This window comes from Arthrobacter sp. JDC6, from assembly GCF_056484025.1.
Genome location: NZ_CM151278.1, coordinates 805070 through 828262, shown reverse-complemented (window position 1 = coordinate 828262; position 23193 = coordinate 805070). Strand labels below are relative to the sequence as shown.

The following is a 23193-nucleotide window of genomic DNA, read 5'->3' as shown; positions in this document are numbered from 1 at the left end:
TTCGGTTGTTGGCGCCCCAGCGGGACGCTCCTCTATTTCTAGCGCACGATGACGCCATCCCGCCGCCTGGGCCTGTGGACACCCAGGAGTTCAATTCCTGGCGGCGTTCAGTGTCAGCTCCTGGGGTTCGTACCGTCGAAGGTCCGTTCCGGCGGCGATGATTCCGCGCAGGAGTGGCAGGCCCCCGGTGGCAGCCCCGGCGGCGCGGGCCTGGATGAGCACGTTTCCCAGGGCGGTGGCTTCGACCGGACCGGCGATGACCGGGCGGCCGGTGGCGTTGGCGGTGAGCTGGCAGAGCAGGGTGTTCTGCGAGCCGCCGCCCACCACGTGCACCACGTCCACCTCACGGCCTGCCAGGCGTTCGGCCGTGGTGATGGTCCTGGCATAAGCAGCTGCGAGGCTGTCCATGATGCAGCGGGTGATCGCCGCGGGCTCGTTGGGCAGGACGTCCCCGGTTCGCCGGACTGCTGCCCGGATGCGCTCGGGCATATCGCCCGGGGCGATGAAGTAGGGGTCGTCGGCGTTGACCTGGGGACCGCCGGCAGGCAGGGCTGCGGCAGCGGAGAGCAGCGCGGCCAGGTCAGGCTGGAAACCCTCGCCCGCCCAGGTCCGCTGGCACTCGCTCAGGAGCCAGAGTCCGCCCACGTTGCGCAGGTAGCGGATGGTGCCGTCCACGCCGCGTTCGTTGGTGAAGTTCGCTTCCCGGCTGGCCTCGGTCAGGACGGGCTGCTGCAGCTCCAGCCCCACCAGGGACCAGGTGCCGGAGGAGATGTAGGCAAAGTTTTCGCCCTGCGCGGGGACTGCGGCGACGGCGGACGCAGTGTCGTGCGAACCTACCGCCACCACCGTGGTTTCACGCGGCAGTCCCAGGGCCGCGGCGATGTCCGGCAGGAGGTACCCGTAGGGTTCCCCGGGCTGGATCAGCGGCGGGAACAGGTCCTTCCGCAGCCCGAGGGCGGTGAAGAAATCGGTGGCCCACTCCCCCGCGACGGCATCGAACAGCCCTGTGGTGGAGGCGTTGGTGGCCTCGGTCCGGCGCACCCCGGTGAGCAGGAACGCGATCAGGTCCGGGATCAACAGGGCCTTCAGCCCGGCCAGGTTACGCTCGGCGGCCAGCTGGTAGATGGTGTTGAACTGGAGGAACTGCAGCCCGGTGGTCCGGTAGAGCCGTGCAGGGTCCAGCTTGGCGTGCACCGGCGCGACGGCGGCCCTGCTCCGGTCATCGCGGTAGCTGAAGGGCTGTGCCACCAGCTCGCCGGCCTTGTTCACCAGGCCGTAATCCACGGCCCACGTGTCGATGCCGATGCTGGCAATTGTTTCGCCCTGCGCCGCCGCCGCCGTAGCCGCGGCGCGGAGGCCCGCAAGGACCTCCGCGAACAGGGCGTCGAAGTCCCAGCGGAGGCCGCCGTCGAGCTCCACTACACCGTTGGGGAACCGGTGGACGGTCTCCAGCGATACCCCCGAGTCCGGGGAGACCCGGCCCAGCATGACCCGCCCGGAGGAGGCACCGATGTCGACGGCGGCAATCACAGCCGCACTCATCGGAGGAAGGCTGCGGCTACTCCGGCGTCCACGGGGATGTGCAGGCCGGTGGTGTGGGACAGTTCGTTGCTGGTGAGGACGGCGGCCGCGTTGGCTACGTGCTCGGGCAGGACTTCACGTTTGAGCAGTGTGCGCTGGGCGTAGTATTCGCCCAGTTTCTCCTCGTCAACGCCATAGACCGCTGCGCGCTTGGCGCCCCAGCCGCCGGCGAAGATGCCGGAGCCGCGGACCACGCCGTCGGGGTTGATGCCGTTGACGCGGATGCCGTGCTCCCCCAGTTCGGCCGCGAGGAGCCGGACCTGGTGGGCCTGGTCTGCTTTGGTGGCGGAGTAGGCGATGTTGTTGGGGCCGGCGAACACGGAGTTCTTGGAGGAGATGTAGATGATGTCCCCGCCCAGGCCCTGGGCGATCATCACCCTGGCGGCGGCCTTGGCCACCAGGAAGGAGCCCTTGGCCATGACGTTGTGCTGCAGGTCCCAGTCTTTTTCGGTGGTTTCCAGCAGCGGCTTGGAGATGGACAGTCCGGCGTTGTTGACTACCAGGTCCACGCCGCCGAAGGCCAGCACGGCGGCGTCGATCGCCGCGGCGACCTGGGCTTCGTCGGTGACGTCGGCCTGGACGCCGACCGCGACATCCGGGCCGCCGAGTTCCTCAGCGACCTTCTGCGCGTTCTCCAGGTTCAGGTCGGCGATGACCACGCACGCGCCTTCCGCGGCGAGGCGCGTGGCGATGGCCTTGCCGATCCCGGATGCCGCGCCGGTCACCAGCGCAATGCGGGTGGCGTGCGACTTGGGCTTGGGCATCCGGGCCAGCTTGGCTTCCTCCAGCGCCCAGTATTCGATCCGGAACTTCTCGGATTCCTCGATGGGTGCGTAGGTGGAGATGGCCTCGGCGCCGCGCATGACGTTGATGGCATTGATGTAGAACTCGCCGGCAACCCGGGCGGTCTGTTTGTTGGCACCGAAGGAGAACATCCCCACGCCGGGCACGAGCACGATGGCCGGGTCGGCGCCGCGCAGCGCCGGCGAATCGGCATCCGCGTGGCGGTCGTAGTAGGCCTGGTAGTCCTCGCGGTAGCCGGCGTGGAGCTCCTGCAGCCGGGCAATCGAATCCTCAATGGAGGCGTCGGCCGGAAGGTCCAGGATCAGCGGCTTGACCTTGGTGCGCAGGAAGTGGTCCGGGCAGGAGGTGCCCAGGGCGCCCAGGCGCGGGTGCTCGGCGGCTTCGAGGAAGTCCAGGACGACGGCGTCGTCACTGAAGTGCCCCAGCTGCGGCTTGTCCGTGGAGGCCAGGCCGCGGATCACAGGCGCCAGGGCTGCGGCCTTGGCGCGGCGCTCAGCTTCGGGCAGGGCGCCGTAGCCGGGCAGCTTCGGTCCGAAAGGCTCGGCCTTGCCGTTGTCCCGGATGTACTTCTCCGCCTGGTCGATGATCCACAGCGAGTTCTGCTCGGCCTCGTCGGACGTAGCGCCCCAGGCGGTGATGCCGTGGCCGCCCAGGATGGTGCCGATGGCCTGCGGGTTGGCGTCCTTGATGGCGGCGATGTCCAAGCCCAGCTGGAATCCGGGACGGCGCCAGGGAACCCAGACCACCTTGTTGCCGAAGATCTTGGTGGTCAGTGCTTCCCCGTCAACGGCGGTGGCAATGGCGATGCCGGAGTCCGGGTGCAGGTGATCCACATGCGCGGCGTCCACCAAACCATGCATCGCCGTATCGATCGACGGAGCGGCGCCGCCCTTGCCGTGCAGGCAATAATCGAAAGCCGCCACCATCTCGTCTTCACGCTCAACACCCGGGTACACGTTCTTCAGGGCGGTCAACCGGTCCAGCCGGAGCACCGCCAGGTTCTGTGCCTTCAGCGTGCCCAGGTCACCACCGGAACCCTTGACCCACAAAAGCTGTACATCCTCGCCCGTGACCGGGTCCTTCTCCGTGCCCTTGGCGGAGGTGTTGCCACCGGCGAAGTTGGTGTTCCGTTTGTCCGCACCCAGGCGGTTGGAACGGGAAATCAGGTCTTCAACAGTCTTGTTGCTCATGGCTGGTTATGCGCCCCATCCGGCTTGCTGGCCGCCAAGGCGGTCCTCGTTGATCTGTTTCTGGTAGCCGCTGGCCTTGAAGGCAGCGATCGGGTCCGCGGGCAGGCCGCGGGATTCACGCCACTCGGCAAGGACCGGGCGGACGTCGGTGTAGAACGCATCGTTGAAGATGCCGTTGGCGGCCAGCACATCGCCGGCGCGCTGCGCCTCGGCCAGCGCCGCGGTGTCCACCAGCAGGGCGCGGGCGGTCATTTCCTGGACGTTCAGGACGGAACGGATCTGGCCAGGAATCTTCTCCTCCAGGTTGTGGCACTGGTCCAGCATGAGGGCCACACCGGAATCCTTGCCGAAGCCGCCACCGCGGATCACCTCGCACATGATGCGGAAGAGCTGGAACGGGTCCGCAGCACCCACGATCAGGTCGTCGTCGGCATAGAAGCGCGAGTTGAAGTCGAAGGAACCCAGCTTGCCCAGGCGCAGCAGCTGCATCACGATGAACTCGATGTTGGTGCCCGGCGCGTGGTGGCCGGTGTCGAGGCAGACAAACGCCTTCTCACCCAGGGCCAGGGTCTGGGCGTAGGAAGTGCCCCAGTCCGGAACATCGGTGTGGTAGAAAGCCGGCTCAAAGAACTTGTACTCCAGTACCAGCCGCTGCCCATCCCCCAGGGCCGCGTAGATTTCCTGCAGGGACTCGGCCAGCCGGTCCTGGCGGCCGCGCATGTCGTCCTGGCCCGGGTAGTTGGTGCCGTCCGCCAGCCAGATCTTCAAGTCCTTCGAACCCGTGGCGTGCATGATGTCGATGCAGTCCAGGTGGTGGTCAATGGCCCGCCGGCGGACCGACTCGTTGGAGGAGGTCAGTGAACCGAATTTGTACTCATCATCCTGAAAGGTGTTGGAGTTGATGGTGCCCAGCCCCACCCCCAGTCCGGCGGCGTAATCCTTCAGTGCGGAGTAGTCGTCCACCTTGTCCCACGGGATATGCAGGGCCACGGTGGGAGCCAGCCCGGTCAACTCGTGGACCTTCGCGGCGTCGGCCAGCTTTTCCTGGACCGTCCGCGGCGTACCGGGTGTGCCAAACACCTTGAACCGCGTGCCTGAATTTCCATAAGCCCACGATGGGACCTCGATGGCAAGCTCCCCGAGCCTGCCCAGCGCCTTTGCTACGTCATTCATGATGGTTCTTTCCGGTGTCTGAGCGTCTGTCTGATGCGTTGTGGATGGGTGCCCCGCTGCTGGAGCCGTGCTGGTGGTGGTGCCCGACGGATTCGACGGCGGGCTGCCTGCTTCAGCCCGTCAGCCCGCCGAGGGCTGTGCGGCCAACTGGCTGTCAAGGTTGAAAACTTCTTCCAGGACCTGGAACCCTTCGTCGGGCGCCTGGCCGGAATCTGCAAAGAGGGTTGCCATTTCCGCCTGCCAACGGGCGTTGACTTCGGTCAGGGCCATGCGGGCGCGGACGGCGTCAAAGTCGTCGCACTCCACGTAGCCCACCAGGAGGCCGTCCTCCGCCAGGAAGAGGGAGTAGTTATGCCATCCCGCTTCCTTGAGCGCATGCAGCATCTCCGGCCACACCGCGGCGTGCCGGCGACGGTATTCATCGATCAGCGCCGGCTGCACCGAGGAACGGAAGCACACCCTCATTGGGACTCCTTTTTCAAACGTTGATCTTTGAATCGTTTCATTAATACGATTCAAAGTACTCTTGGACTTGAGCAGCTGTCAAGCAATGACAGGAACTTTTGATCTCCCGCACGGAACCTCCTGCAGCGGGCAAGTCAGCACGGAGAATCGATGAACCGCACAGCCAGTATCAAGGACGTGGCCAACCATGCAAGCGTGGCCGTGGGGACGGTGTCGAACGTCCTGAATTATCCGGACCGGGTGTCGGCACGGACCAAGGAACGGGTCCTGCGCGCCATCGATGAACTTGGCTTTGTCCGAAACGACGCCGCCCGGCAACTCCGCGCGGGCCACAGCCGCACCATCGGACTCATTGTCCTGGACGTCGGCAACCCCTTCTTCACCTCCGTGGTCCGCGCCGCCGAGGACGCTGCCGCACTGCAGGGAAGCGCCGTCCTGCTGGGCGACAGCGGCCACAACGCCGGCCGGGAGGCCAATTACATCGACCTCTTTCAGGAGCAGCGTGTCCAGGGCCTGTTGATTTCGCCGGTGGGGGACATCACGGAGCGGCTGGACCTCCTCCGCGAGCGCGGGGTGCCCACGGTGCTGGTGGACCGGCTGGCTGACGAATCAAAGTTCAGTTCAGTCGCAGTGGATGACGACGCCGGCGGGTACCTCGCAGCCCGGCACCTGCTGGACACCGGCCGCCGCCGGCTCGCCTTCGTTGGCGGCCCCACCTCCATCCGGCAGGTGGCGGACCGCCTCCAGGGTGCCCGGCGGGCCGTGAAGGAGGAGCCGGACGCCACGCTGGAGGTGCTGGATTCAAAGGGGCAGACGGTCCTTGCGGGACGCAGCGTGGGCGACATGCTGGTGCAGCGCGGCCGGGCGGAACTGCCGGACGGGATCTTCTGCGCCAACGATCTTCTGGCCCTGGGTGTCATGCAGTCACTGACCATGACGCACACGTTCCGCATTCCTGAGGACGTGGCCTTGATCGGCTACGACGACATCGATTTTGCCGTCTCCGCCGTGGTGCCGCTCTCCTCCATCCGCCAGCCCACCGAGCTGCTGGGCCGGACAGCCATCGAGCTGCTGGCCGAAGAAGTGGAGTCCCAGAACCCCGTCCACCGGTCAGTGGTCTTCACGCCTGAGCTTGTCATCCGGCAGAGCACGGCAACGACCGCCGGCTGACAACCCCACCGGCCAGGCTAGTTTCCGCCCTGCTGCAGCCACTTCATGGACTCATCCCGCGAAGTGAAAAAGCGGGTGGGGCAAGGTGGAATATGGACTCCCAGGAAGAAGTTGGCGATGATCCGGTCCACCGGACTTGCCCCGAGCAGCGCGATGCGGTTGGCCGCACATGGAATGGAGAAGACCGACCGCGCATCCCTGCTGACGGCCTCCGTGGTGGCCATATCCACCAGCATGGGGTAGCTGCCATCCCCGGCTATCCGGTTCACCGTCGCCATGGCCGCCTGCGCATCCTGGAGTTCTATCCGGACACGAGGTTCCCAAATGAGATGGATGATGCCATCGGTGCGCAATTCCACGGTGCCCTTGCCACCGTCGACCGTTACGGGCTCCATGACGCCGCCTCCCTCCAGTGGGCAGTTGCTGAACCCCTCTATCTTGCCCCACGCATGGACAGCCAGGCGCGCGCCACTCCCCGGACCACGGGCCTGCCCTCCGACGGGCTTGACTGATCAGCATGCTTACTAATAGGTTGGTCGACGTGCCCGTGGCCTGGATCACCAGTCAAACGCCACGTGTCGCGGCCCGCCAGGGCTGCATTTGAAATGAACTGCATTTGAAATAAACAGTTCCGCCGGGGTTCTCCATGGGGGCGGAGCCTCGGAGGATTCATTGCGCCGCCACCCGGCGCTGAAAGGATTTACCGAAAATGCGAACCAAGGTCTCAGCTTCAATCACCGCTCTCGCCCTCTCCGGCGCCATGCTCTTTGGCATGGCAGGCCCGGCCACGGCAGCAGCACCCGCGGCTCCTTCTGCCGCCTCCCAGTCATCAAAGGTTGCCGGCGTTACGGGCACCATCAACCAGACCATCGAGGGCGTAGGCAGCTTTGCGGGCTCCTTCACTCCCACCGGCTTCGATGCCCAGGACGGCCAGCTCATGGTCACCGGCCTGGTGCAGGGCACCTTCACCGACCTCGCCGGCAAGGCCACCCAGGTGAGCCAGACGGTAACCACAACCGCCGCTGCTGCACCCACCACCATGGCCGGCGGCGGCGGTGGCGGCTGCGACGTGGTGAACCTTGTCCTCGGCCCGCTTCACCTCGATGTCCTGGGACTCAACGTCGACTTGAACCAGGTGGTATTGGACATCGTGGCGCAGTCCGGCGCAGGCAAGCTGGTGGGCAACCTCCTGTGCGCCATCACCGGACTCCTGGACGGCGGGACCGGCCTGAGCGGCCTGGCCAACCTGCTCAACCGGGTCCTGGGACTGTAGTCTCCCAGCACTCCAACAACCAGGTATTGCCAAGAGCGGGCGGCCCTTCGAGGCCGTCCGCTTTTGCGCTGTCCCCCCAAGTTTTTGCGCTGTCCCTAAAGCCTCTCCACCACCAGGTTCCGGTAGGCAGCCCGGAGCGGAGCCATCTGCCGGAAGCCGATCCGGCCGCCGCCAAGCACCCTTCCCGAGGGATCGTCCCACTCAAAAAGGAGCAGGCCGTTGATGGAGAATGCCACCCGGGGCCCGTCCTTCACCACCTCCAGCCGGTAGAAGCCGGCGGCATCCTCCGCGGGCGGCAACGGGTCCGCACCCTGCGCCACCAGCTCAAATCCCGCGCTCTTGCGCAGGTTGCAGGTACGGAAGGCACGCTCGGACGGGTGCTTGTGCCGGAAGTAGGAGACGTGCAGGGTGTTGATGTCGCCGGAGTGGTACTGGGGATAGAAGCCCGTCCGGGGCGCAAGGGCCGGGCTGAACAGGTCCAGCCCGGCCTGTCCTGTGGCTGCAAGGAACAGCATGGCCAAGCCGGGCTCCGCGAGCGGCCGGAAGTCCCAGCTGATGCGGATGCCGTCCGGGAAGTCCCGGGGGCACCAGACCGTCCAATGCGCGTGGTCGCCGAACTCCTGGTCGTCCAGTGCGCCGGACAGCTCCAGGGCTCCTTCATGGCTCCCCATCCGCAGCGGCCCTTCCGCCACCCAACCGGCCACGTCATCCGGTCCTGCCAGCGGGTTGCTGTAGAGGATGCCCGTCTCCAAGCCCGTCGTGCCCACCTAGCCGCGTCCCGCCGTCGTACTTAACTCTTTGGTGCCGGCCGCGCCGTATCCCAGCGAACCAAGCTGCCGGGCCACTTCCCCCGCCACCAACGCAGCCCCGGACTGGGAAAAATGGGTGTTGTCCGCCAGGCCGGCAGGCCAATGTGCGTGCTCCCCGGGCCCGAAGTGGCAAAAGAGCTCCCGGGATCTGTCCGGCCCCAGCCGGCGGTACAGGCGCCGGGTCCAGGCATTCAGGTCCACGACGGGGACCGCCAGCTCCAGGCCGAGTTCGCGGACCACCTCCGGATAGTCCTCCAGGCTTTCCGCCAGGACAGCGTCCGACGACGGCGCGTCCAGGAAGTGCCGCCGCTCCACGGAGGTGCACAGCACCGCAGCCGCGCCCCGGTCCCGGACCTCCCCCACCATGGCGCGCAGGTTGGCCGCGTAGCCGGTCCGGGCGGCCAGGTGCTGCTTCTTCTGGTCGTTGTGGCCGAACTGGATGAGCACCGCGTCGCCTTCACCGGCCTCCGCCAGCAGCGCCGCCCACAGCCCGTCATCGCGGAAGGACTCCGTGCTGGCCCCGCCCTTGGCGAAGTTGTGGACCGCTCCCCACCTGTACGTGAGCGGAGGCAGGTGTGCACCCCAGCCGCTCATGGGGAACTCATGGGTGGGACAGTTGGCCACGGTGGAATCTCCGGCCAGCAGGATCTTCATGGTGTCTTTCCTCAACGGGCGGATCAGCCTTTCACGGAACCGATGAGCATGCCCTTGGCGAAGTGCTTTTGCAGGAACGGATAGAAAATAAGGATGGGCAAAGTAGCCACGACGATCACGGCGAACTTGATGCCCTGTTCCGGCGGAATGTAGTTGGGGTCCACGTTGCCGGTTCCCAGCAGGTCCGAGGCGGCGGTGACCTGGCGGAGGTACATCTGGAGCGTCCACTTGGAGTTGTCGCTGAGGTAGAGCAGGGGCGACATGAAGTCATTCCAGATGCCCACGGCGTAGAACAGCGCGAACGTTGCCAGGACCGGTTTGGACAGCGGCAGCAGGATCCGCCAGAGAATCCCAATCTCGGTGGCGCCGTCCATCTTGGCTGATTCCTCAAGCTCCGCGGGGAGTTCCTGGAAGAAGTTCTTGATAATGATCAGGCTGAACGGGTTGATGGCCGCGGGCAGGATCAGGGCCCAGTAGGTGTTGAGCAGGCCCAGGTCCTTGACCAGCAGGAAGGTAGGGATCATGCCGCCGGAGAAGACCATTGCGAAAACCACCAGGGACAGGATGACGTTCCTGCCGCGGAGGGTTTTCTTGGCCAGCGGGTAGGCCATGGTCACGGTGAAGGCCAGCTGGACCAGGGTGCCCACCGCGGTGACCAGGATGGTGGTCACCAGAGCGCGGATGAACGCCGGGGTGGCAAAGATGTATTCGTAGGAGCCCAGGGTGAACTGCTCCGGCCACACGAAAAAGGCCCGGCGGGTGATCTCGGCTTCGTTGGCGAAGGACCCGGCGAAGACGTAGACGAACGGCAACAGCGTGATGATGCCGATCAGGGACAGGAAGACGTAGTTGACGGCATCGAAGACGCGGCCGCCGCGGGTGTTGTGGATTTTCATGGCTAGAACAGTCCGCTCTGGTTGAATCGCTTGGCCAGGGCGTTGGTGCCGAAGATCAGCAAAATGCCCACCAGGGATTTGAACAGGCCCACCGCGGTGGAGTAGCTGTAGGCACCCTGGGTGATGCCCACGAAGTAGACGTAGGTGTCAAAGACATCCGCCACTTCCCGGTTCAGGGCATTGGTCATCAGGTAGATCTGCTCGAAGCCCGTGTTGAGCATCTGCCCGATGGCCAGGATCAGCATCACGATGATCGTGGAACGGATCGCGGGAAGGGTGATGTGCCAGACCCGCCGAAACCGGCCGGCGCCGTCGATGATCGCCGCCTCATACTGGTCCTGGTCCACGGTGGACAGAGCCGCCAGGAAGATGATGGTCCCCCAGCCCGTGTTTTTCCAGATTTCCTGCAGCACGATCAGGGGCCGGAACCACGCGGGGTCGGACAGGAAATCAATGTGGGTGCCCAGGACGTTGTTCAGGAGCTGGAACAGCGGGCCAATATCCAACGCGAACAGCAGGAAGCTCAGCGATGCCACGATGGTCCAGGACAGGAAGTGCGGGATATACACCAGCGTCTGGACCGTACGCTTCAGGATGGACAGCCGGACCTCGTTGAGCAGCAGCGCCAGGATGATGGTCAGCGGAAAGGCCACGCCCAGGTTCAGGAAGGCCAGGATCAGGGTGTTGCCCAGCAGCCGGGGAAAGTCGGGGTTCGCGAAGAAGTCCTCGAAGTTCCGGAATCCCACCCAGGGGCTGCCGTTCACGCCAAGGAACGGGACGTAATCCTTGAACGCGATGGACACCCCGTACATGGGGGCGTAGCGGAACACCGCGAAGTACACCACACCGGGCAGGAGCAGCAGGTACAGCCACTTGTAGTGGGCGAAATGGACAGAGAACCTGCCCCCGGTCCGGGGAGCGGTGGCATTCCCGCGCGTCTGCTCCCCGGCGAGGGTGTCAATGACAGGGGCTGCCATTTACTTGTTGTCCTGCCACAGCTTGTTGATCTCTTCCTTGACCTTGTTGCCGCCGCTGGTGCCCCACAGCTTGATGGCGTCCTTGAGGCCCTGCTCATCGATCTGGCCGGCGAGGTACTTGATGCGCGCATCGGCCACAATGTTGTCCAGCTGCGCACCCTTGGCAACGTAGGTTTCTGAGACGTAGGGGGCGGCCGGGTTGTAGACGGCGCTCTTCAAGTCTTCCGCCATCACTTCGGTGCGCTTGTCGAACACCTGCTGCTCGTAGTCGGTGGGCTGCTTGACCGGGTAGAACTGGTTGCCCGCCACATTCATGCCAAGCTGCGCGTAGCTCTTGATATCGGTGGTCACAGCCTTGCCCTCAGCGGTCTCGGGCTTGATGGTGGCCGCTTTGCCGTCCTCCACCGTGAAGTTCACGCCTTCGATGCCGTTGTTCAGCAGGACGGCCACGTCCTTGCCGTTCATGGTGTTCAGGAACTGCAGGACCTTGCCCAGCTCGGCCTCGCTCTTGACACTGGCCTTGGGAATGGCCAGGAATCCTGAGTAGCCGTCGGTGGGGTGCGCGTGCAGTTCGCCGTCGGGTCCTTCGAGGTTGCCCACGAAGCCCACCTTGTTCTGGAAGTTGTTGGGGTCTGCCTGCTTGAACAGGTTGATCAGCACGCTCACCCGGGAATCGACGTCGACAATGATGCCGCCCTTTCCGTTGAAGAACGGTTCGTTCCACTTGGTGCTGTCAAAGGTGGCGAAGTCCGGGTTGATGAGTTTTTCGTCCACCATCTTCTTGATGAACCGGTCCGCCTCGAGGAATTCGTCCGTTTCGAAGCTGGGGATGAGTTTCCCGTCCCGCTCCGTCCAGCGGTTCCCCGCGCCGTACCACTCCTCAATCACGTCGTAGGGGCTGTTGGTGCCCAGCGCACCCCACTTAGGGATGGTGATGCCGTAGGTGTCGTTCTGGCCGTTGCCGTCCGGGTCCTGCTCGGTGAAGGCCTTGGCCACCTTGTACAGGTCCTCCGCGGTCTTGGGCGGCTGGAGACCCAGCTTGTCCAGCCAGTCCTGCCGGAACATGACGGCCGTACGCATGGGGGCGCGGCCCCGGAATACCCCAAAGACCTTGCCGTTGACGCTGGCGTTCTTCTGGATGTCCGGAAGAGTTGTCTTGAGGTTGGGGTACTTGTCCAGCTTGTCCGTGAGGTCCCAGAAGGCGCCGGCCTGGGCGTTCTTCACAAAGCCGGGTGTCTTGCCCTGGATCACCATGACCTGCGGGATGTCGGATCCGGCCAGCGTGATGTTGGTCTTGTCCTCATAGGAGGCGTTGGGGGCCCAGTTGATCTTGACCTGTTTGCCGGTCAGTTCTTCCAGCTTCTTCTGGACCGCGCCGTCCGCTGCTGGCGGCTGCGCCTCCAGGAACGGGGCCATGATGGAGACCGAGGTGAGGTCCGCAGCGGGAGTGTTGCTCCCGCTGCAGGCCGTGAGACTCAGTGCCGTGGCGGTGACGACGGCGGCGGCCAGGGAAAGTTTCCTGCGGATCATATTCTTCCTTTTCCACTTCGTTGGGGTACTTGGGGGTTGTTCCGCCCCTTGTTGATACGTTTCAGTCACGTGTCCGGGCAGGTCTGGGCCACATCAATGCAAGCGGCCGGCTGCCCGGGGGAAGTCAGGCAGTCGAGGCCTGCTGGAGGGCTGGCGGGACGGCTGGTTCCGCCACAGCTGCTACGGCCGCGTCATTGGCGGTGAAGAAGCGGTCACACAACCAGCCGGTGAGGTAGAGCCAGACGCCGATACTGAAGAACGGGATCAGGCCCGGAAGGCTGCCGCTGGCATAAACCACCGCGGCCGAAACAAAGAGCAGGATCACCGTTCCCGCCAGGTGCCGCACCGCAAACCGGGAGGACACCAGCAGGTACTGCGCCATTGGGAGCTCATACCGCGCATACATGGGGAACACATAGCAGGCGGCACCGGCCACGAAGATCGCCGCAACGAAAATGCCGGCCGCCATGAGCTGCGAAAAGAGGCCTGCGCCCCGGGAGAAGTAGTTCCAGTTCAGGACAAGCGCCGCTGCGATGGCCATGACCGGGAGTGAAAGCATGTTCGCCCTGGGGAAGCTCCGGAAGTATGCGGCGGTGAAGCCACGCAGCAGAGGAGCGGCGTCCCCAGCGGCCCGCTTGCGCACCGCAATCTGGGCGGCGGCAGTAGCCGGTCCAGCACCGAAGACCCCCAGACCCAGAACGGTGAAGGCGATCCACAGCAGATTGAGGCAGGCTATCCATACGAGCGTGTCAAAAAATGAGTAGGCGCGCGCACTCAAGGTTCCGGACAGCATGCCGCAATCCCCCTTCTCCATCGTTGCAGAGGCGAAGCGGAAAGTGGTCCGCATCACGCCAGTAATCGGTTCCTCGAAAATCTAGCCCTCCCTCCACACCCGGGTCAAGCGGAATTTTGAATCGTTACATAGCTGGACGGGGGACGCCTGCATACCGCACACTAAAAGGTGGAAAGCGCTTGCTGGACTGCTGCGCACCTCGATGCTGGTACCCGCAGGCCGGTGCCCGGGCAGAACGGAGAACCATTGGGAACAGCAACGGAAGCCGCCGGCGGCGGCGCCGGGACAGTCACCGCACCTGCTGCGGCAAGGATTGCCCTGGTGGGGGTGCACGGCTTTGGCACCCATCACCTTCGGAACCTCGAACGCCTCCAGGCGGCCGGGAGCGTTGAACTGGTGGCCGTGGCGGACCCGCAGCCGCCGGCACCCGGCGCCGTCCCGCCGGCGGCCGCTGTTTACCAGGGGCTCGATGACCTCCTCGAGGCGACCCGGGACCTGGACCTGATCATTGTGGCTACGCCCATCCAGACCCATGCCCCGCTGGCCCTGGCCGCCCTCTCAACGGACGCTGAGCTGTACCTGGAGAAGCCTCCCGTGGCCTCCCTCGTGGACTTCAACCGGCTGTGTTCGGCGGCATCGCAACCGCGCCGGGAGGTACAAATCGGCTTTCAAAGCCTCGGCTCGCACGCCCTGAAAGCCATCGAAGAACTGGTTGCCGCCGGAACCATCGGAACCCTGGAAGGCATCTCCGCCACCGGCCGCTGGGTGCGGGACAAGGCCTACTTCAAGCGCTCCCGCTGGGCGGGAAAACGGAGCATCAATGGGGTGGACGTGGTGGATGGTGTTGCCACCAATCCACTTGCGCACGCCGTGGCAACCGCGCTGCGGATCGCCGGGGCGCGCACCACCGCGGACCTCGCTTCCGTGGAGACCGAGCTGTACCGTGCCAACGACATCGAGTCGGATGACACGTCCGTGATCCGGATCCGCACCGCTACGGGCCTGCCGATCACCTGCGCCCTGACCATCTGCGCGTCGGAATCCGTGGAGCCCTATGTCACCCTTCAGGGCTCGGCCGGCAGTGCGGTGTTCCACTACACCGAGGACCGGCTCACCATCGAGACGGCGTCCGGGCGCACGGAGGAGACCTACGGCCGCGACGACCTGACGGAGAACCTCCTGGCCCACCGGGCCCACGGCGTTCCGCTGATCAGCAGCCTGGTGGACAGCGGGGCGTTCATGCTGGTGCTTGAGGCCGTCAGGACAGCACCGCTTCCCGTTCCCATCGATCCAGCGCATGTCCGATGGGAAGGCGAAGGCGATGCAGCCCATGCCGTGGTGGTTGGCATCGAGGACGCCCTGGAGCGCGCGGGCCGGCAGCATGCCACGTTCAGTGAGCTTGGCCTCCCCTGGGCTGCCGCCAAACCAACTTTCTTCGAAATCCCGGCCTCATGAGGGGCGTGGAGGAAGCCCCAGACCGCGAGGCCGCAGCGATTTCGGAAGACGCAGGGCAGCTCCACGCCATCAACCTCCTGACGGACGGGCTTGCCTCGTGCCTGACCGCCGCACTGTCACCTCAGTTCAGCTGGCAGCTGGGGCAGGACGACGACGGCGATCCCGCCCTTGCGCGGCAGACCGGCTACGAGCTTGAGGTCCAGGATGCCCTGGGCGCCGTGCTGTGGAACTCGGGGCAGGTGCCGGCCTCCTCCCAGCGTGGCGTTCCGTACGGCGGTTCCCGCCTTGACGAGGACACCGACTACGCCTGGCGCGTGCGCATCCGGGACGCCACCGGTGTCCCCGGTCCCTGGTCCGCCCTCCAGCCCTTCAGCACCGGCCTCACGGACAGTTCGTGGCGGGCCGGCTGGATGGGACGGGCCCCGGGTGGACGGGCCCCGCTGGAAGTGCTCGACCACGCACTCCGGGTGGCAGGTTCCCCCTTCCTCCCTGTTCCCTGCCCTGCGCTGCCCAGCTTCCGGCTTGAGGCCCGGGTACGCCCCGTGATGGGCCGGGCCGGCCTGCTCCTGCGCAGCAGCTGCCCCGGAACCGGCCTGCTGCTGGAACTGGGTGCCACGGGGGAAGTGGTGCTCCGCCACGCCCCGGCATGGGAGATCCCCTCCCCCGCGGCTCCGGAGACGGCATTAATAGCCAGCGCCCAGGCCACCAACGCGGCGTCCGGCGGCGCCTGGCGGAACCTTGCGGTCAGCGATGATGGCCGGATCATCCGCGTCGCCGTGGACGGCGCCGAACTGCTGGCGGTTGACCTCCCTGTTGACGAAGGCGGCGCAGCCATGCTTGCGCTGCACCAGGGCCCGCGGAGCCAGGCCGAGTACGCCTCCCTGCGCGTCGCCGGGACTGCCGGTGGACGCGAAAACCTGCTGCTGGACCACCGTTTCGACACGGACGCTGACCAGGCCCTGGCATGCCTGGCGCACTGGCCCCGAACCACCCTTCACCGCCAGCCGGATGAGTGGACCCTGTTCCGGACCACCTTCACACTCGGCGGGACCGTGCGGCGTGCCCGGCTCTACGCCGCAGCCCACCATCACGCCCAGTTCTCCGTGGCAGGAACGCACTGCCTCAGCACCACCTCGTTCGGCTACCCCGGCGAGGGCTATTACGACGCCGCCGACCTTACGGAGCTCCTCGCCGGACACCCCACGGACACGCCCGTGCCGGTGACGGCCCTGCTTCACTGGTACGGCCCGGGCCAAGGCCGCGCCGCCGGCATCCCCGGCCTCCTGATCCGGCTCACCGTGGACTACGACGACGGGCGCCGGGAAATCCTTACCTCGGGCCCTGGCTGGTCCGCCGGCGAGGCGCCGTACCGCCAGGCCGGCTACCGCAACGACGAGGGCGATCCCGTCGAGCACCTCGACGGACAGGCAGCCGCGTCCCTTGACGCGGCTTTTGACCTGCCGGCCGCCATCCCCATTGCCGGCCACCCGTCGTCGGACTTTCCCCGGCTGCACCCCCGCAGGACCTTCCTTGCCGGCGGGTTCGTGGCGCCACGGCAGTTCCTGATGGCCGACGACGGCACAATGGTTGCCGACTTTGGCCAGGTCATCGCCGCGCGGCCGGAGGTGGACTTCCTGGACGGGGTGCCCGGGCGCACCGTGATGCTCCGGGCCGGCTACGTCCTGCGCCCCGATGGCAGGGTGGACGCCGGGAAGACCGCCAGCCAGAACACCGACATGTCCTTCCCCTACACCCAGGCTTCCGGGCCCCAGCAGTACCGGGCCTCAGTGCATCTGGGCTTCCGTTACCTGGAGCTTCCCGGCGTGGATGCCGCGGAAGTCTCACGCGTTGGCGCCGCTACCGTCCATGCCAGCCACCCCGCCGAGGGCAGCTTCAGCAGTTCGGACCCAACCCTGGACGCGGTGTTCGGCCTGCTCCGCGATTCTGCGCTGCATGGCATCCAGGAACAGTTCGTGGACACTCCCACCCGGGAAAAAGGCCAGTTCCTGGCCGACGCCGCGAACATTTCCTATGCCACCATGGCGCTGTTCGGCGAACACGCCTATACGGCGCAGGCGCTCCGGGAGTTCGCCTGGTCAGCCTGCCGCTATTGGCATGACGGGGAAGAGAAGGGGCGCTACAACGCTGTCTATCCCAACGGCGACGGGAAGCGCGACATCCCCGATTTTTCACTGATGCTGCCGGAATGGGCGGAGGAGTATCACCTGCGCACGGGTGACCTTGCCCTGGTCCGGGAGTTGCTGCCGCACCTGCGCGACACGGCCGACTATGCGCTCCGGTACATTCCGGCGGAGGGCCCGACGGCGGGACTGGTCACCAGGCTGGGCGGCGGCTCCGGACCCTACCTGCACGGCATCGTCGACTGGCCGGCGCCCGGCCGGTTCGGCTACGACATGGACTGCGCGGCCAAAACCACCGTCAACGCCCAGGCCTACTCGGCCCTGGTGTCCACCGCCCGGCTCTGCGGCGCGGCCGGCGAGGAAGACTCAGCCGTCTGCTACGCCACCGCCGCCCGTTCGCTGGCAGCGGCCATCCGCAGCCGGCTGCGCGTTGGCGGGGTGATGGTGGACGGGCTCCACGAGGACGGGACACCCAGTTCCCACGCTGCCCAGCACGCCACGTCCTTCCCGCTGTCGCTCGGCATCACTGACCCCGCCTATGCTGCTGCGGATGCCGCCCGGATTGCCGGAATGGGAATGCGGCAGGGACCCATGACGGTCCACCGGCTGGTCCGCGCGCTGGTGGACCAGGGCATGACGGACGCCGTGCTGGACCTGCTCTCCGGCAAGGGGCAGCCCGGCTGGGCACGGCTCCTGGACCGCGGGGCCACCTTCACGTGGGAGGCGTGGGACCTGGTTGACGGCAGCGACTACAGCCAGTCGCATGCCTGGTCCGCGTCCGTGCTCAAGGAGATCCTTGAGCACCTGCTCGGCATCCGGTACGCCGTGGCCGGCGGCACCGAAGTAGTGGTCGAACCACCGCTCTGCCGGCTGGAGCATGCCCGCGGCAGCGTCCCTACCGGCAACGGATACGTTCAGGCCGGCTGGCACCGGCGCGGCGGCCTGGTGGAACTGGAATGCACCATTCCACCCGGAACCACGGCAATCGTCCGGCTGCCCGACGGCGCCTACGGGGTGAAGGGGCCCTCCGCGGATGCCGTCGTCGTACCTTCCGTCCCGTTGCTCGCAGCGGCCGGCGCCGCCAGGGAATTCCGCGTGCACACCGGCACCTGGACGTTTACGGCCCGGTAGTTGCCACGGGAGGACGGGTGCGCCGCCCGTGCCGCCAGAGCAGGAAGCCGATGACCACGGCGGACAGCATGCCCAGGCAGCCGGTGACCACCAGCCCGGCCCGGACACCGAACTGCTCGGTCAGCCAGCCGGCCAGGAGGCCGCCGCAGGCATGCCCGCCCAGCAGGAGCGGCAAATACAGGGCCATCACCCGGCCGCGGATAGCGGGACCGGCTTCGAGCTGGACGGCCGTGGCGGCGGAGGTCAGGAACAGCAGCGTCATCACACCCACCACCAGCAGCATCGCCACGAACAGCACCAGGGTGGGCATGAGCGCGGCCACCAGCTGGGACAACCCGAAGAGGGCCGCCGCGGCCACGATGCCCTTTCGGCCCATGCTGCCCAGCCGTGCCGCCAGGAGTGCGCCTGCCAGTGCGCCCAAGGCGCTGACCGTGTTGAACAGGCCAAAGCCTTCCACCCCGTTGTGCCACACCCGCTCGGCAAAGGCGGCAAGGACCACCGGCCCGTTCATGCCAAAGGCGCCCAGCAGCCCGGCCAACACAATAAGGAGCAGCAGGCGCGGCCTCTCCCGGACATACCGGAAGCCGGCAAGGACCTGGCCCCGGCCCCTTTCGGCCGGTGCGCCGGGGTGCAGTTCGTGCAACCGGATGCCGGCAATCAGGCCGAGCACCACAACCCCGATCAACGCATTCAAAGCGAACGCGGCCGCCGGTCCTGCCTGCGCAATCACGATGCCGCCCAGCGCAGGCCCGGCCATGGCGCCCAGTTGGGACAGGGCGTTGTTGAGTCCGATCGCCGGGCGCAGGGCGGCGTCGCCCACCACTTCATTGACGAAGACCTGCCTGGTGGGCTGGTCCACTGCGGCGGTGACGCCCAGGGCGATACAGCTGCCGTAGACCACCCAGACGGTCAGGGTGCCGCTTGCCGCCCATGCCGCCAGCCCAAGGCCCAGAAGCACGATGACGGACTGGCACACCATCATGATCCGGCGCTTGGGGAAGAGGTCCACCACCAGTCCGGCCAGCGGGCCCACCACCAGCATGGGCAGGAACTGCAGGGCGACGGCGGCCCCCACCGCCGCGGGGCTTCCGGTCAGCTGCAGCACCAGCCAGTCCTGCGCCAGCCGCTGCATCCACACGCCAAGGCTCCCGGCCAGCTGCATGGCCAGGAACAGACGGTAATTGTGTTGGCTGAGGGGGTGGTACCAGCGGGCCCGGGTGGTACCGGGACTGGCGGCGGGTCCGGAACGGGTTCGTCGGGAAGGCACAGCTACCGGAGGGTGCGGTGGGAACGGAGTTTGACTGCGGCCGCGGCGAGGATCAGGGTGCCGGGGACCACCACGAAGAGCGCCGCAAGCATCCAGACGAACACCACTGCGCAGAACAGCGCGGCCGCAAGAAGCAGCGAACCGGTCCAGTCGCGCAGGGAGATGTCCTTGCCGGTACGGAGGGCCTGGTGCCACATGTTGTTGCCGGTGGCGCCGGTGGGCTGGCCGTCGGACCAGGCGGAGGCGGTGCGGAGCAGCACGATCGCCGCCCCGGCCGCCAGGACCAGGGTGGCAGGCAGCACCACACCACGGCCGGGAAGCTGTCCCACCCAGGCCAGCAGGAGGTTGAGGACAATCACGACGGCGGCTGCCGCCGTCGTGAGGCCCAGCTTCCAGCTGCCCGGCAGGGCCTCCTTGAAGAGGCTCCAGAGTCCGCGGACCGAATCATCCCGGCCCGCCAGGTGGCGTTTCAGGTGGGCGATGCCGGCGGCGTAGGCGGCGGGGATGGTGACCAGCGGGATGGACAGCACCAGCACCAGCAGTCCTGCCAGGAGGGTTTCGGAGAACAGGGCAAACCTGTTCACCGGGATGGGCTCGTGCTGGTGGGCTGCCGGTGTGGTGCTGTCCATGATGCTCATTTTTCTCTCCGTTGACCGTTAGCCCTTGAGGCCCTGGGTGGAAACGCCTTCGACGATGTACCGCTGGAAGATCAGGAAGAAGATCAGCACGGGGAGCAGGGCCAGGACGGACATGGCGATCATGGCGCCGTAGTCCGAAGACTGGGTTTGGTCCACGAAGAGGCGCAGGGCCAGGGGCAGCGGGTATTTGTCGGGGGTGTTCAGGTAGAGCAGCGGGCCCAGGAAGTCGTTCCAGCTCCAGATGAAGGAGAAGATCGAGGTGGAGATCAGGGCCGGTTTCATCAGGGGCAGCATGATGGAGGTGAAGATCCGGACGTGCCCTGCGCCGTCGATGCGGGCTGCTTCGTCGAGTTCGGCGGGGAGGTTTCGCATGAACTGGACCATGAGGAACACGAAGAACGCGTCTCCGGCGAGGAACTTGCCGATGAGCAGGGGGACGTAGGTGTCCACCAGTCCGAGCTGCTGGAAGATGATGTACTGCGGGATGATCACCACGTGGAACGGCAGCAGCAAGGTGGCGATCATCATGCCGAAGAACACGCTGCGTCCGGGGAACTTGATCCGGGCGAAGGCGTAGGCGGACACGCTCGCTGAGAGGATGGTGCCCACGACGGCGCCGACGGCCAGGATCAGCGAGTTGGTGAAGAACTGCAGGGTGGAGACCCCGCCGATGCCGTCCATCGCGGTGGCGAAGTTGTCAAGGCTGAAGTTGTTGGACCACAGCGAGGTGTTCTGGCCGCCGATTTCCGAGTTGGGTTTGAACGCGGAGGCGATCATCCACAGGGCCGGGTAGAGCACCACGCAGGTCAGCACGAGCGCTGCGGCGTGGAAGATGGTGCTCTTGGCGCGTTTTGCGCTGCTGGATTCGGATTTCGGGTTGTAGGCCGGGGCGGTGGCGCCCGGGGCCGGCTGGACGGGGGTTGCCGTGGTTGTCATTTTGCATCACCGCTGTAGTGGACCCAGGACTTGGACGTGCGGAAGAAGATCAGGGTGATGATGCCTACCACGATCACCAGCAACCATGCCATGGCTGAGGCGTAGCCCATCCGGAAGTCGCTGAAGCCCCGCAGGTACAGGTAGAGGGTGTAGAAGAGGGTGGATCCGGCGGGGCCGCCTTCACCGTTGGAAATGATGTACGCCGACGCGAAGATCTGGAACGCGTGGATGGTTTCCATCAGGAGGTTGAAGAAGATCACCGGGGAGAGCATGGGCCAGGTGATGTTGAAGAACTTCCGGACAGGACCGGCACCGTCCATCGATGCTGCTTCGTAGAGTTCGCCCGGGATCTGCTTCAGGCCGGCCAGGAAGATCACCATCGGGGCGCCGAACTGCCACACGGTCAGCAGGATCATCATGGGCATGGTCATGGACGGATTCCCCACCCAGCCGCCGATGTTGATCCCGAAGAAGGACAGGCCCTGGTCAACGGGTCCGGAATCGCCGAACATGGCCTTCCAGACGATCGCGATGGACACCGAGGCCCCAATCAGGGACGGGGCGTAGAAAGCCGACCGGTAGAAGCCCTGGCCGCGGCGCTTGCTGTTCAGCAGCATCGCCACCGCCAAGGCCGCGGCGAGCTTGAGCGGGGTGCCGAAGACCACGTAGGACAGGGTCACGCCCACGGACTGCAGGAACCGCTCGTCCTGGAAGAGGGTGGCGTAGTTGTCGAAGCCGATCCACTTGGGCGGCTCGAACAGGTTGTAGTTGGTGAACGACAGGTACAGCGAGGAGATCATCGGCCCGACCGTCAGGGCGATGAAACCCAGCAGCCAGGGCAGCAGGAAGGTGTAACCGGCGCGGGCATCCGCCCCGCGCTGCCGCGACTTGCGCGGCAGCGCGGTACCGGAGTGCCCCTGGCGCCTGCTCAGGGTTGGGCTTTGAGTCACGAGTTCAATCCGTCAGTCGTGAACACTCGATCGGCACTGGCCGGATCAGGCATTCTGCTTGATGAGGTCTTCGGCTTCCTTGAACCACGCGTCGACGGCACCGTCAACGGTGAGCTTGCCGTAGTTGAGGTCGGAGGCGATCCGGCCGAACGACGCTTCGAGCGTGCCGAAACCAACGATGGGCGGCTCGGGTGCGTCCTTGAGGTACTGCTCGATGGACTTCTCGTAATCAACCACCAGCTTGTCGGCGCCATCGAACGTGGTGCCGTCGCGCTGGGTCTTGGAGGCCGGAACGCCGCGGGAGGTCTTGAAGATCTGGCCCACCTCGGGGTCGTTGACCATGAAATCGATGAAGCGTGCGGCAGCGTCCTTGAACTTGGTCTTGGCGCTGGCCACCATCAGCATGGACGGCTTCAGGAACAGGCCCAGGTTGTTCGGGTCGTCCGAGGGTACCGGTACCAGCTTGAGTTGCTTGGCACCGCTGTCGGCCAGGTATCCGGCCATGAAGTTGTCCCAGGTAACCTCGGCGGCACTGACGTTGGAGCCGAACGGCGACTTGGGCTTGAGCTGGGTTACCCGGTCTTCCGGCACGAGGGCCTGGGTGCCGCGCAGCTTCGAGTTGAGGTTCCACCAGGTCTTCAGGTCGTCCTTGCTGAATCCCAGCTTCCCGTCGCTGGTGAAAGCCTGGATGTTCTTCTGCCGGAGCCAAATGTTGAACTGCCACCACACGCCGGTGAAGTCCGTGGAGCCGTACAGGGTGCCGTTGCCTTTGTCCCCAACTTCCTTCAGGAATGCCTGGAATTCGGACCAGGTCCACTTACCGGTGGGTTCGGCGATGCCCAGGGAAGCCAGCTTGGCGGGATCGTAGTAGACCGCGAAGGCGTTGGTGCTGGTGGGGATGCCGTAGGTCTTGCCCTTGATCTGGCCGGACGGCAGGAGTGAATTCTCGAACGCGGAGGTATCGATCTTCACTGTGCCCAGGTCCAGGAGCTGGTTGCGCTGGCCGTAATCGCGCAGGTAGGACAGGTCCCACTGCATCACGTCAGGCAGGCCGCCGCCTGCCGCTTCGGTGGCGCGCTTCTGCCAGTAGCCGGCGAAGTCCGTGAAGTTGCCGTTGACCTTAATGTCCGGGTTCTTCGACTCGAACAGGGCGATGGCTTTGCGGGTCCGCTCGGCGCGGTCGTCGTTGCCCCACCAGGTGTAGTTGATGGTCACGGGTTTTTCAGCGGATCCGGTCTGGCCGGACGAGCTGCCTCCGTTCCCACAGGCTGCCAGGGCTGCGGCAGATGCGGTGCCGATGGCCACGGTTGTGAGGAAATGCCTTCTGTTGATCACGGGAGCCTCCTTGCTCTACGGGTGC

Annotated in this window: 21 protein-coding genes; 5 read left to right on the top strand and 16 right to left on the bottom strand. The window is 65.9% G+C overall.

What is annotated here, in order from left to right:
- Positions 1-90 precede the first annotated feature (90 nt).
- The 4 genes from ACV095_RS03785 to ACV095_RS03770 all read right to left on the bottom strand — a co-directional run bounded on the left by ACV095_RS03785 (position 91) and on the right by ACV095_RS03770 (position 5213).
- The gene (locus tag ACV095_RS03785) at positions 91-1542 is read right to left on the bottom strand and encodes a rhamnulokinase (RefSeq protein WP_478222930.1); all 1452 of its coding nucleotides are present in this window, start codon (positions 1540-1542) and stop codon (positions 91-93) included.
- On the bottom strand, positions 1539-3575 hold the full coding sequence (locus ACV095_RS03780) for a bifunctional aldolase/short-chain dehydrogenase (protein ID WP_478222929.1): 2037 nt from the start codon (positions 3573-3575) through the stop codon (positions 1539-1541). The genes ACV095_RS03785 and ACV095_RS03780 overlap by 4 nt, the downstream gene beginning before the upstream one ends.
- Before the next feature lie 6 nt (positions 3576-3581).
- Positions 3582-4748 (bottom strand): L-rhamnose isomerase, encoded by a 1167-nt coding sequence (gene rhaI / locus ACV095_RS03775; RefSeq protein ID WP_144601091.1) that lies wholly within the window; start codon positions 4746-4748, stop codon positions 3582-3584.
- Positions 4749-4868: 120 nt separating this feature from the next.
- Complete coding sequence (locus tag ACV095_RS03770; RefSeq protein ID WP_018768908.1) at positions 4869-5213, bottom strand: L-rhamnose mutarotase; 345 nt, start codon at positions 5211-5213, stop codon at positions 4869-4871.
- A gap of 150 nt (positions 5214-5363) precedes the next feature.
- On the opposite strand from ACV095_RS03770, the gene ACV095_RS03765 reads away from it, so the two are divergent.
- Complete coding sequence (locus ACV095_RS03765; protein ID WP_018768909.1) at positions 5364-6383, top strand: LacI family DNA-binding transcriptional regulator; 1020 nt, start codon at positions 5364-5366, stop codon at positions 6381-6383.
- A 17-nt stretch (positions 6384-6400) separates the two neighbouring features.
- On the opposite strand, the gene ACV095_RS03760 is transcribed toward ACV095_RS03765, so the two are convergent.
- Complete coding sequence (locus ACV095_RS03760) at positions 6401-6778, bottom strand: DUF7793 family protein (RefSeq protein WP_043424831.1); 378 nt, start codon at positions 6776-6778, stop codon at positions 6401-6403.
- Between ACV095_RS03760 and ACV095_RS03755 the strand changes: the two genes are divergently transcribed.
- The gene (locus tag ACV095_RS03755; protein WP_018768911.1) at positions 6713-6895 is read left to right on the top strand and encodes a hypothetical protein; all 183 of its coding nucleotides are present in this window, start codon (positions 6713-6715) and stop codon (positions 6893-6895) included. The two genes, ACV095_RS03760 and ACV095_RS03755, sit on opposite strands and share 66 nt — an antisense overlap.
- A 197-nt stretch (positions 6896-7092) precedes the next feature.
- Positions 7093-7656, top strand: a complete 564-nt coding sequence (locus ACV095_RS03750) for an ABC transporter substrate-binding protein (protein ID WP_223992628.1) — start codon at positions 7093-7095, stop codon at positions 7654-7656.
- A 95-nt stretch (positions 7657-7751) separates the two neighbouring features.
- Here the strand turns inward: ACV095_RS03750 and ACV095_RS03745 are convergent, their stop codons facing one another.
- The 6 genes from ACV095_RS03745 to ACV095_RS03720 all read right to left on the bottom strand — a co-directional run bounded on the left by ACV095_RS03745 (position 7752) and on the right by ACV095_RS03720 (position 13369).
- Positions 7752-8423: a DUF1961 family protein gene (locus ACV095_RS03745; RefSeq protein WP_134164117.1), complete on the bottom strand. Its 672-nt coding sequence runs from the start codon at positions 8421-8423 to the stop codon at positions 7752-7754.
- The gene (locus ACV095_RS03740) at positions 8424-9119 is read right to left on the bottom strand and encodes a rhamnogalacturonan acetylesterase (RefSeq protein WP_018768914.1); all 696 of its coding nucleotides are present in this window, start codon (positions 9117-9119) and stop codon (positions 8424-8426) included. It abuts the gene before it with no gap.
- A 23-nt stretch (positions 9120-9142) separates the two neighbouring features.
- Positions 9143-10015: a carbohydrate ABC transporter permease gene (locus ACV095_RS03735; protein ID WP_018768915.1), complete on the bottom strand. Its 873-nt coding sequence runs from the start codon at positions 10013-10015 to the stop codon at positions 9143-9145.
- A 2-nt stretch (positions 10016-10017) separates the two neighbouring features.
- The gene (locus tag ACV095_RS03730; protein ID WP_018768916.1) at positions 10018-10992 is read right to left on the bottom strand and encodes an ABC transporter permease; all 975 of its coding nucleotides are present in this window, start codon (positions 10990-10992) and stop codon (positions 10018-10020) included.
- Positions 10993-12522 (bottom strand): extracellular solute-binding protein, encoded by a 1530-nt coding sequence (locus tag ACV095_RS03725; RefSeq protein ID WP_478222928.1) that lies wholly within the window; start codon positions 12520-12522, stop codon positions 10993-10995.
- Between the two features lie 124 nt (positions 12523-12646).
- On the bottom strand, positions 12647-13369 hold the full coding sequence (locus ACV095_RS03720) for a YesL family protein (RefSeq protein ID WP_223992630.1): 723 nt from the start codon (positions 13367-13369) through the stop codon (positions 12647-12649).
- Between the two features lie 192 nt (positions 13370-13561).
- Between ACV095_RS03720 and ACV095_RS03715 the strand changes: the two genes are divergently transcribed.
- Both ACV095_RS03715 and ACV095_RS03710 read left to right on the top strand, forming a co-directional pair.
- Positions 13562-14770, top strand: a complete 1209-nt coding sequence (locus ACV095_RS03715; RefSeq protein ID WP_478222927.1) for a Gfo/Idh/MocA family protein — start codon at positions 13562-13564, stop codon at positions 14768-14770.
- Positions 14771-14775: 5 nt separating this feature from the next.
- A complete protein-coding gene (locus tag ACV095_RS03710; protein WP_478222926.1) occupies positions 14776-18042 on the top strand; it encodes a family 78 glycoside hydrolase catalytic domain in 3267 nt (1088 codons plus the stop codon).
- Here the strand turns inward: ACV095_RS03710 and ACV095_RS03705 are convergent.
- The 5 genes from ACV095_RS03705 to ACV095_RS03685 all read right to left on the bottom strand — a co-directional run bounded on the left by ACV095_RS03705 (position 18029) and on the right by ACV095_RS03685 (position 23168).
- The gene (locus ACV095_RS03705) at positions 18029-19204 is read right to left on the bottom strand and encodes an MFS transporter (protein WP_018768921.1); all 1176 of its coding nucleotides are present in this window, start codon (positions 19202-19204) and stop codon (positions 18029-18031) included. The two genes, ACV095_RS03710 and ACV095_RS03705, sit on opposite strands and share 14 nt — an antisense overlap.
- Before the next feature lie 107 nt (positions 19205-19311).
- Positions 19312-19947, bottom strand: coding sequence for a hypothetical protein (locus tag ACV095_RS03700; RefSeq protein ID WP_018768922.1), 636 nt, complete (start codon positions 19945-19947; stop codon positions 19312-19314).
- Between the two features lie 18 nt (positions 19948-19965).
- Positions 19966-20883 carry a carbohydrate ABC transporter permease gene (locus ACV095_RS03695; RefSeq protein ID WP_056392638.1) on the bottom strand — a complete coding sequence of 306 codons (918 nt, stop codon included), beginning with the start codon at positions 20881-20883 and terminating at the stop codon, positions 19966-19968.
- Positions 20880-21833 carry a carbohydrate ABC transporter permease gene (locus ACV095_RS03690; protein WP_018768924.1) on the bottom strand — a complete coding sequence of 318 codons (954 nt, stop codon included), beginning with the start codon at positions 21831-21833 and terminating at the stop codon, positions 20880-20882. The genes ACV095_RS03695 and ACV095_RS03690 overlap by 4 nt, the downstream gene beginning before the upstream one ends.
- A gap of 45 nt (positions 21834-21878) precedes the next feature.
- The gene (locus ACV095_RS03685; RefSeq protein ID WP_478222925.1) at positions 21879-23168 is read right to left on the bottom strand and encodes an ABC transporter substrate-binding protein; all 1290 of its coding nucleotides are present in this window, start codon (positions 23166-23168) and stop codon (positions 21879-21881) included.
- Positions 23169-23193 lie beyond the last annotated feature (25 nt).

What these genes read in the sequence shown, in the direction of transcription:
- ACV095_RS03785 (WP_478222930.1), bottom strand. Translation starts at nt 1,542, where the DNA reads ATGAGTGCGGCTGTGATTGCCGCCGTCGACATCGGTGCCTCCTCCGGG.
- ACV095_RS03780 (WP_478222929.1), bottom strand. Translation starts at nt 3,575, where the DNA reads ATGAGCAACAAGACTGTTGAAGACCTGATTTCCCGTTCCAACCGCCTG.
- rhaI (WP_144601091.1), bottom strand. Translation starts at nt 4,748, where the DNA reads ATGAATGACGTAGCAAAGGCGCTGGGCAGGCTCGGGGAGCTTGCCATC.
- ACV095_RS03770 (WP_018768908.1), bottom strand. Translation starts at nt 5,213, where the DNA reads ATGAGGGTGTGCTTCCGTTCCTCGGTGCAGCCGGCGCTGATCGATGAA.
- ACV095_RS03765 (WP_018768909.1), top strand. Translation starts at nt 5,364, where the DNA reads ATGAACCGCACAGCCAGTATCAAGGACGTGGCCAACCATGCAAGCGTG.
- ACV095_RS03755 (WP_018768911.1), top strand. Translation starts at nt 6,713, where the DNA reads ATGGATGATGCCATCGGTGCGCAATTCCACGGTGCCCTTGCCACCGTC.
- ACV095_RS03760 (WP_043424831.1), bottom strand. Translation starts at nt 6,778, where the DNA reads ATGGAGCCCGTAACGGTCGACGGTGGCAAGGGCACCGTGGAATTGCGC.
- ACV095_RS03750 (WP_223992628.1), top strand. Translation starts at nt 7,093, where the DNA reads ATGCGAACCAAGGTCTCAGCTTCAATCACCGCTCTCGCCCTCTCCGGC.
- ACV095_RS03740 (WP_018768914.1), bottom strand. Translation starts at nt 9,119, where the DNA reads ATGAAGATCCTGCTGGCCGGAGATTCCACCGTGGCCAACTGTCCCACC.
- ACV095_RS03735 (WP_018768915.1), bottom strand. Translation starts at nt 10,015, where the DNA reads ATGAAAATCCACAACACCCGCGGCGGCCGCGTCTTCGATGCCGTCAAC.
- ACV095_RS03730 (WP_018768916.1), bottom strand. Translation starts at nt 10,992, where the DNA reads ATGGCAGCCCCTGTCATTGACACCCTCGCCGGGGAGCAGACGCGCGGG.
- ACV095_RS03725 (WP_478222928.1), bottom strand. Translation starts at nt 12,522, where the DNA reads ATGATCCGCAGGAAACTTTCCCTGGCCGCCGCCGTCGTCACCGCCACG.
- ACV095_RS03720 (WP_223992630.1), bottom strand. Translation starts at nt 13,369, where the DNA reads ATGCGGACCACTTTCCGCTTCGCCTCTGCAACGATGGAGAAGGGGGAT.
- ACV095_RS03705 (WP_018768921.1), bottom strand. Translation starts at nt 19,204, where the DNA reads ATGCAGCTGGCCGGGAGCCTTGGCGTGTGGATGCAGCGGCTGGCGCAG.
- ACV095_RS03700 (WP_018768922.1), bottom strand. Translation starts at nt 19,947, where the DNA reads ATGAGCATCATGGACAGCACCACACCGGCAGCCCACCAGCACGAGCCC.
- ACV095_RS03695 (WP_056392638.1), bottom strand. Translation starts at nt 20,883, where the DNA reads ATGACAACCACGGCAACCCCCGTCCAGCCGGCCCCGGGCGCCACCGCC.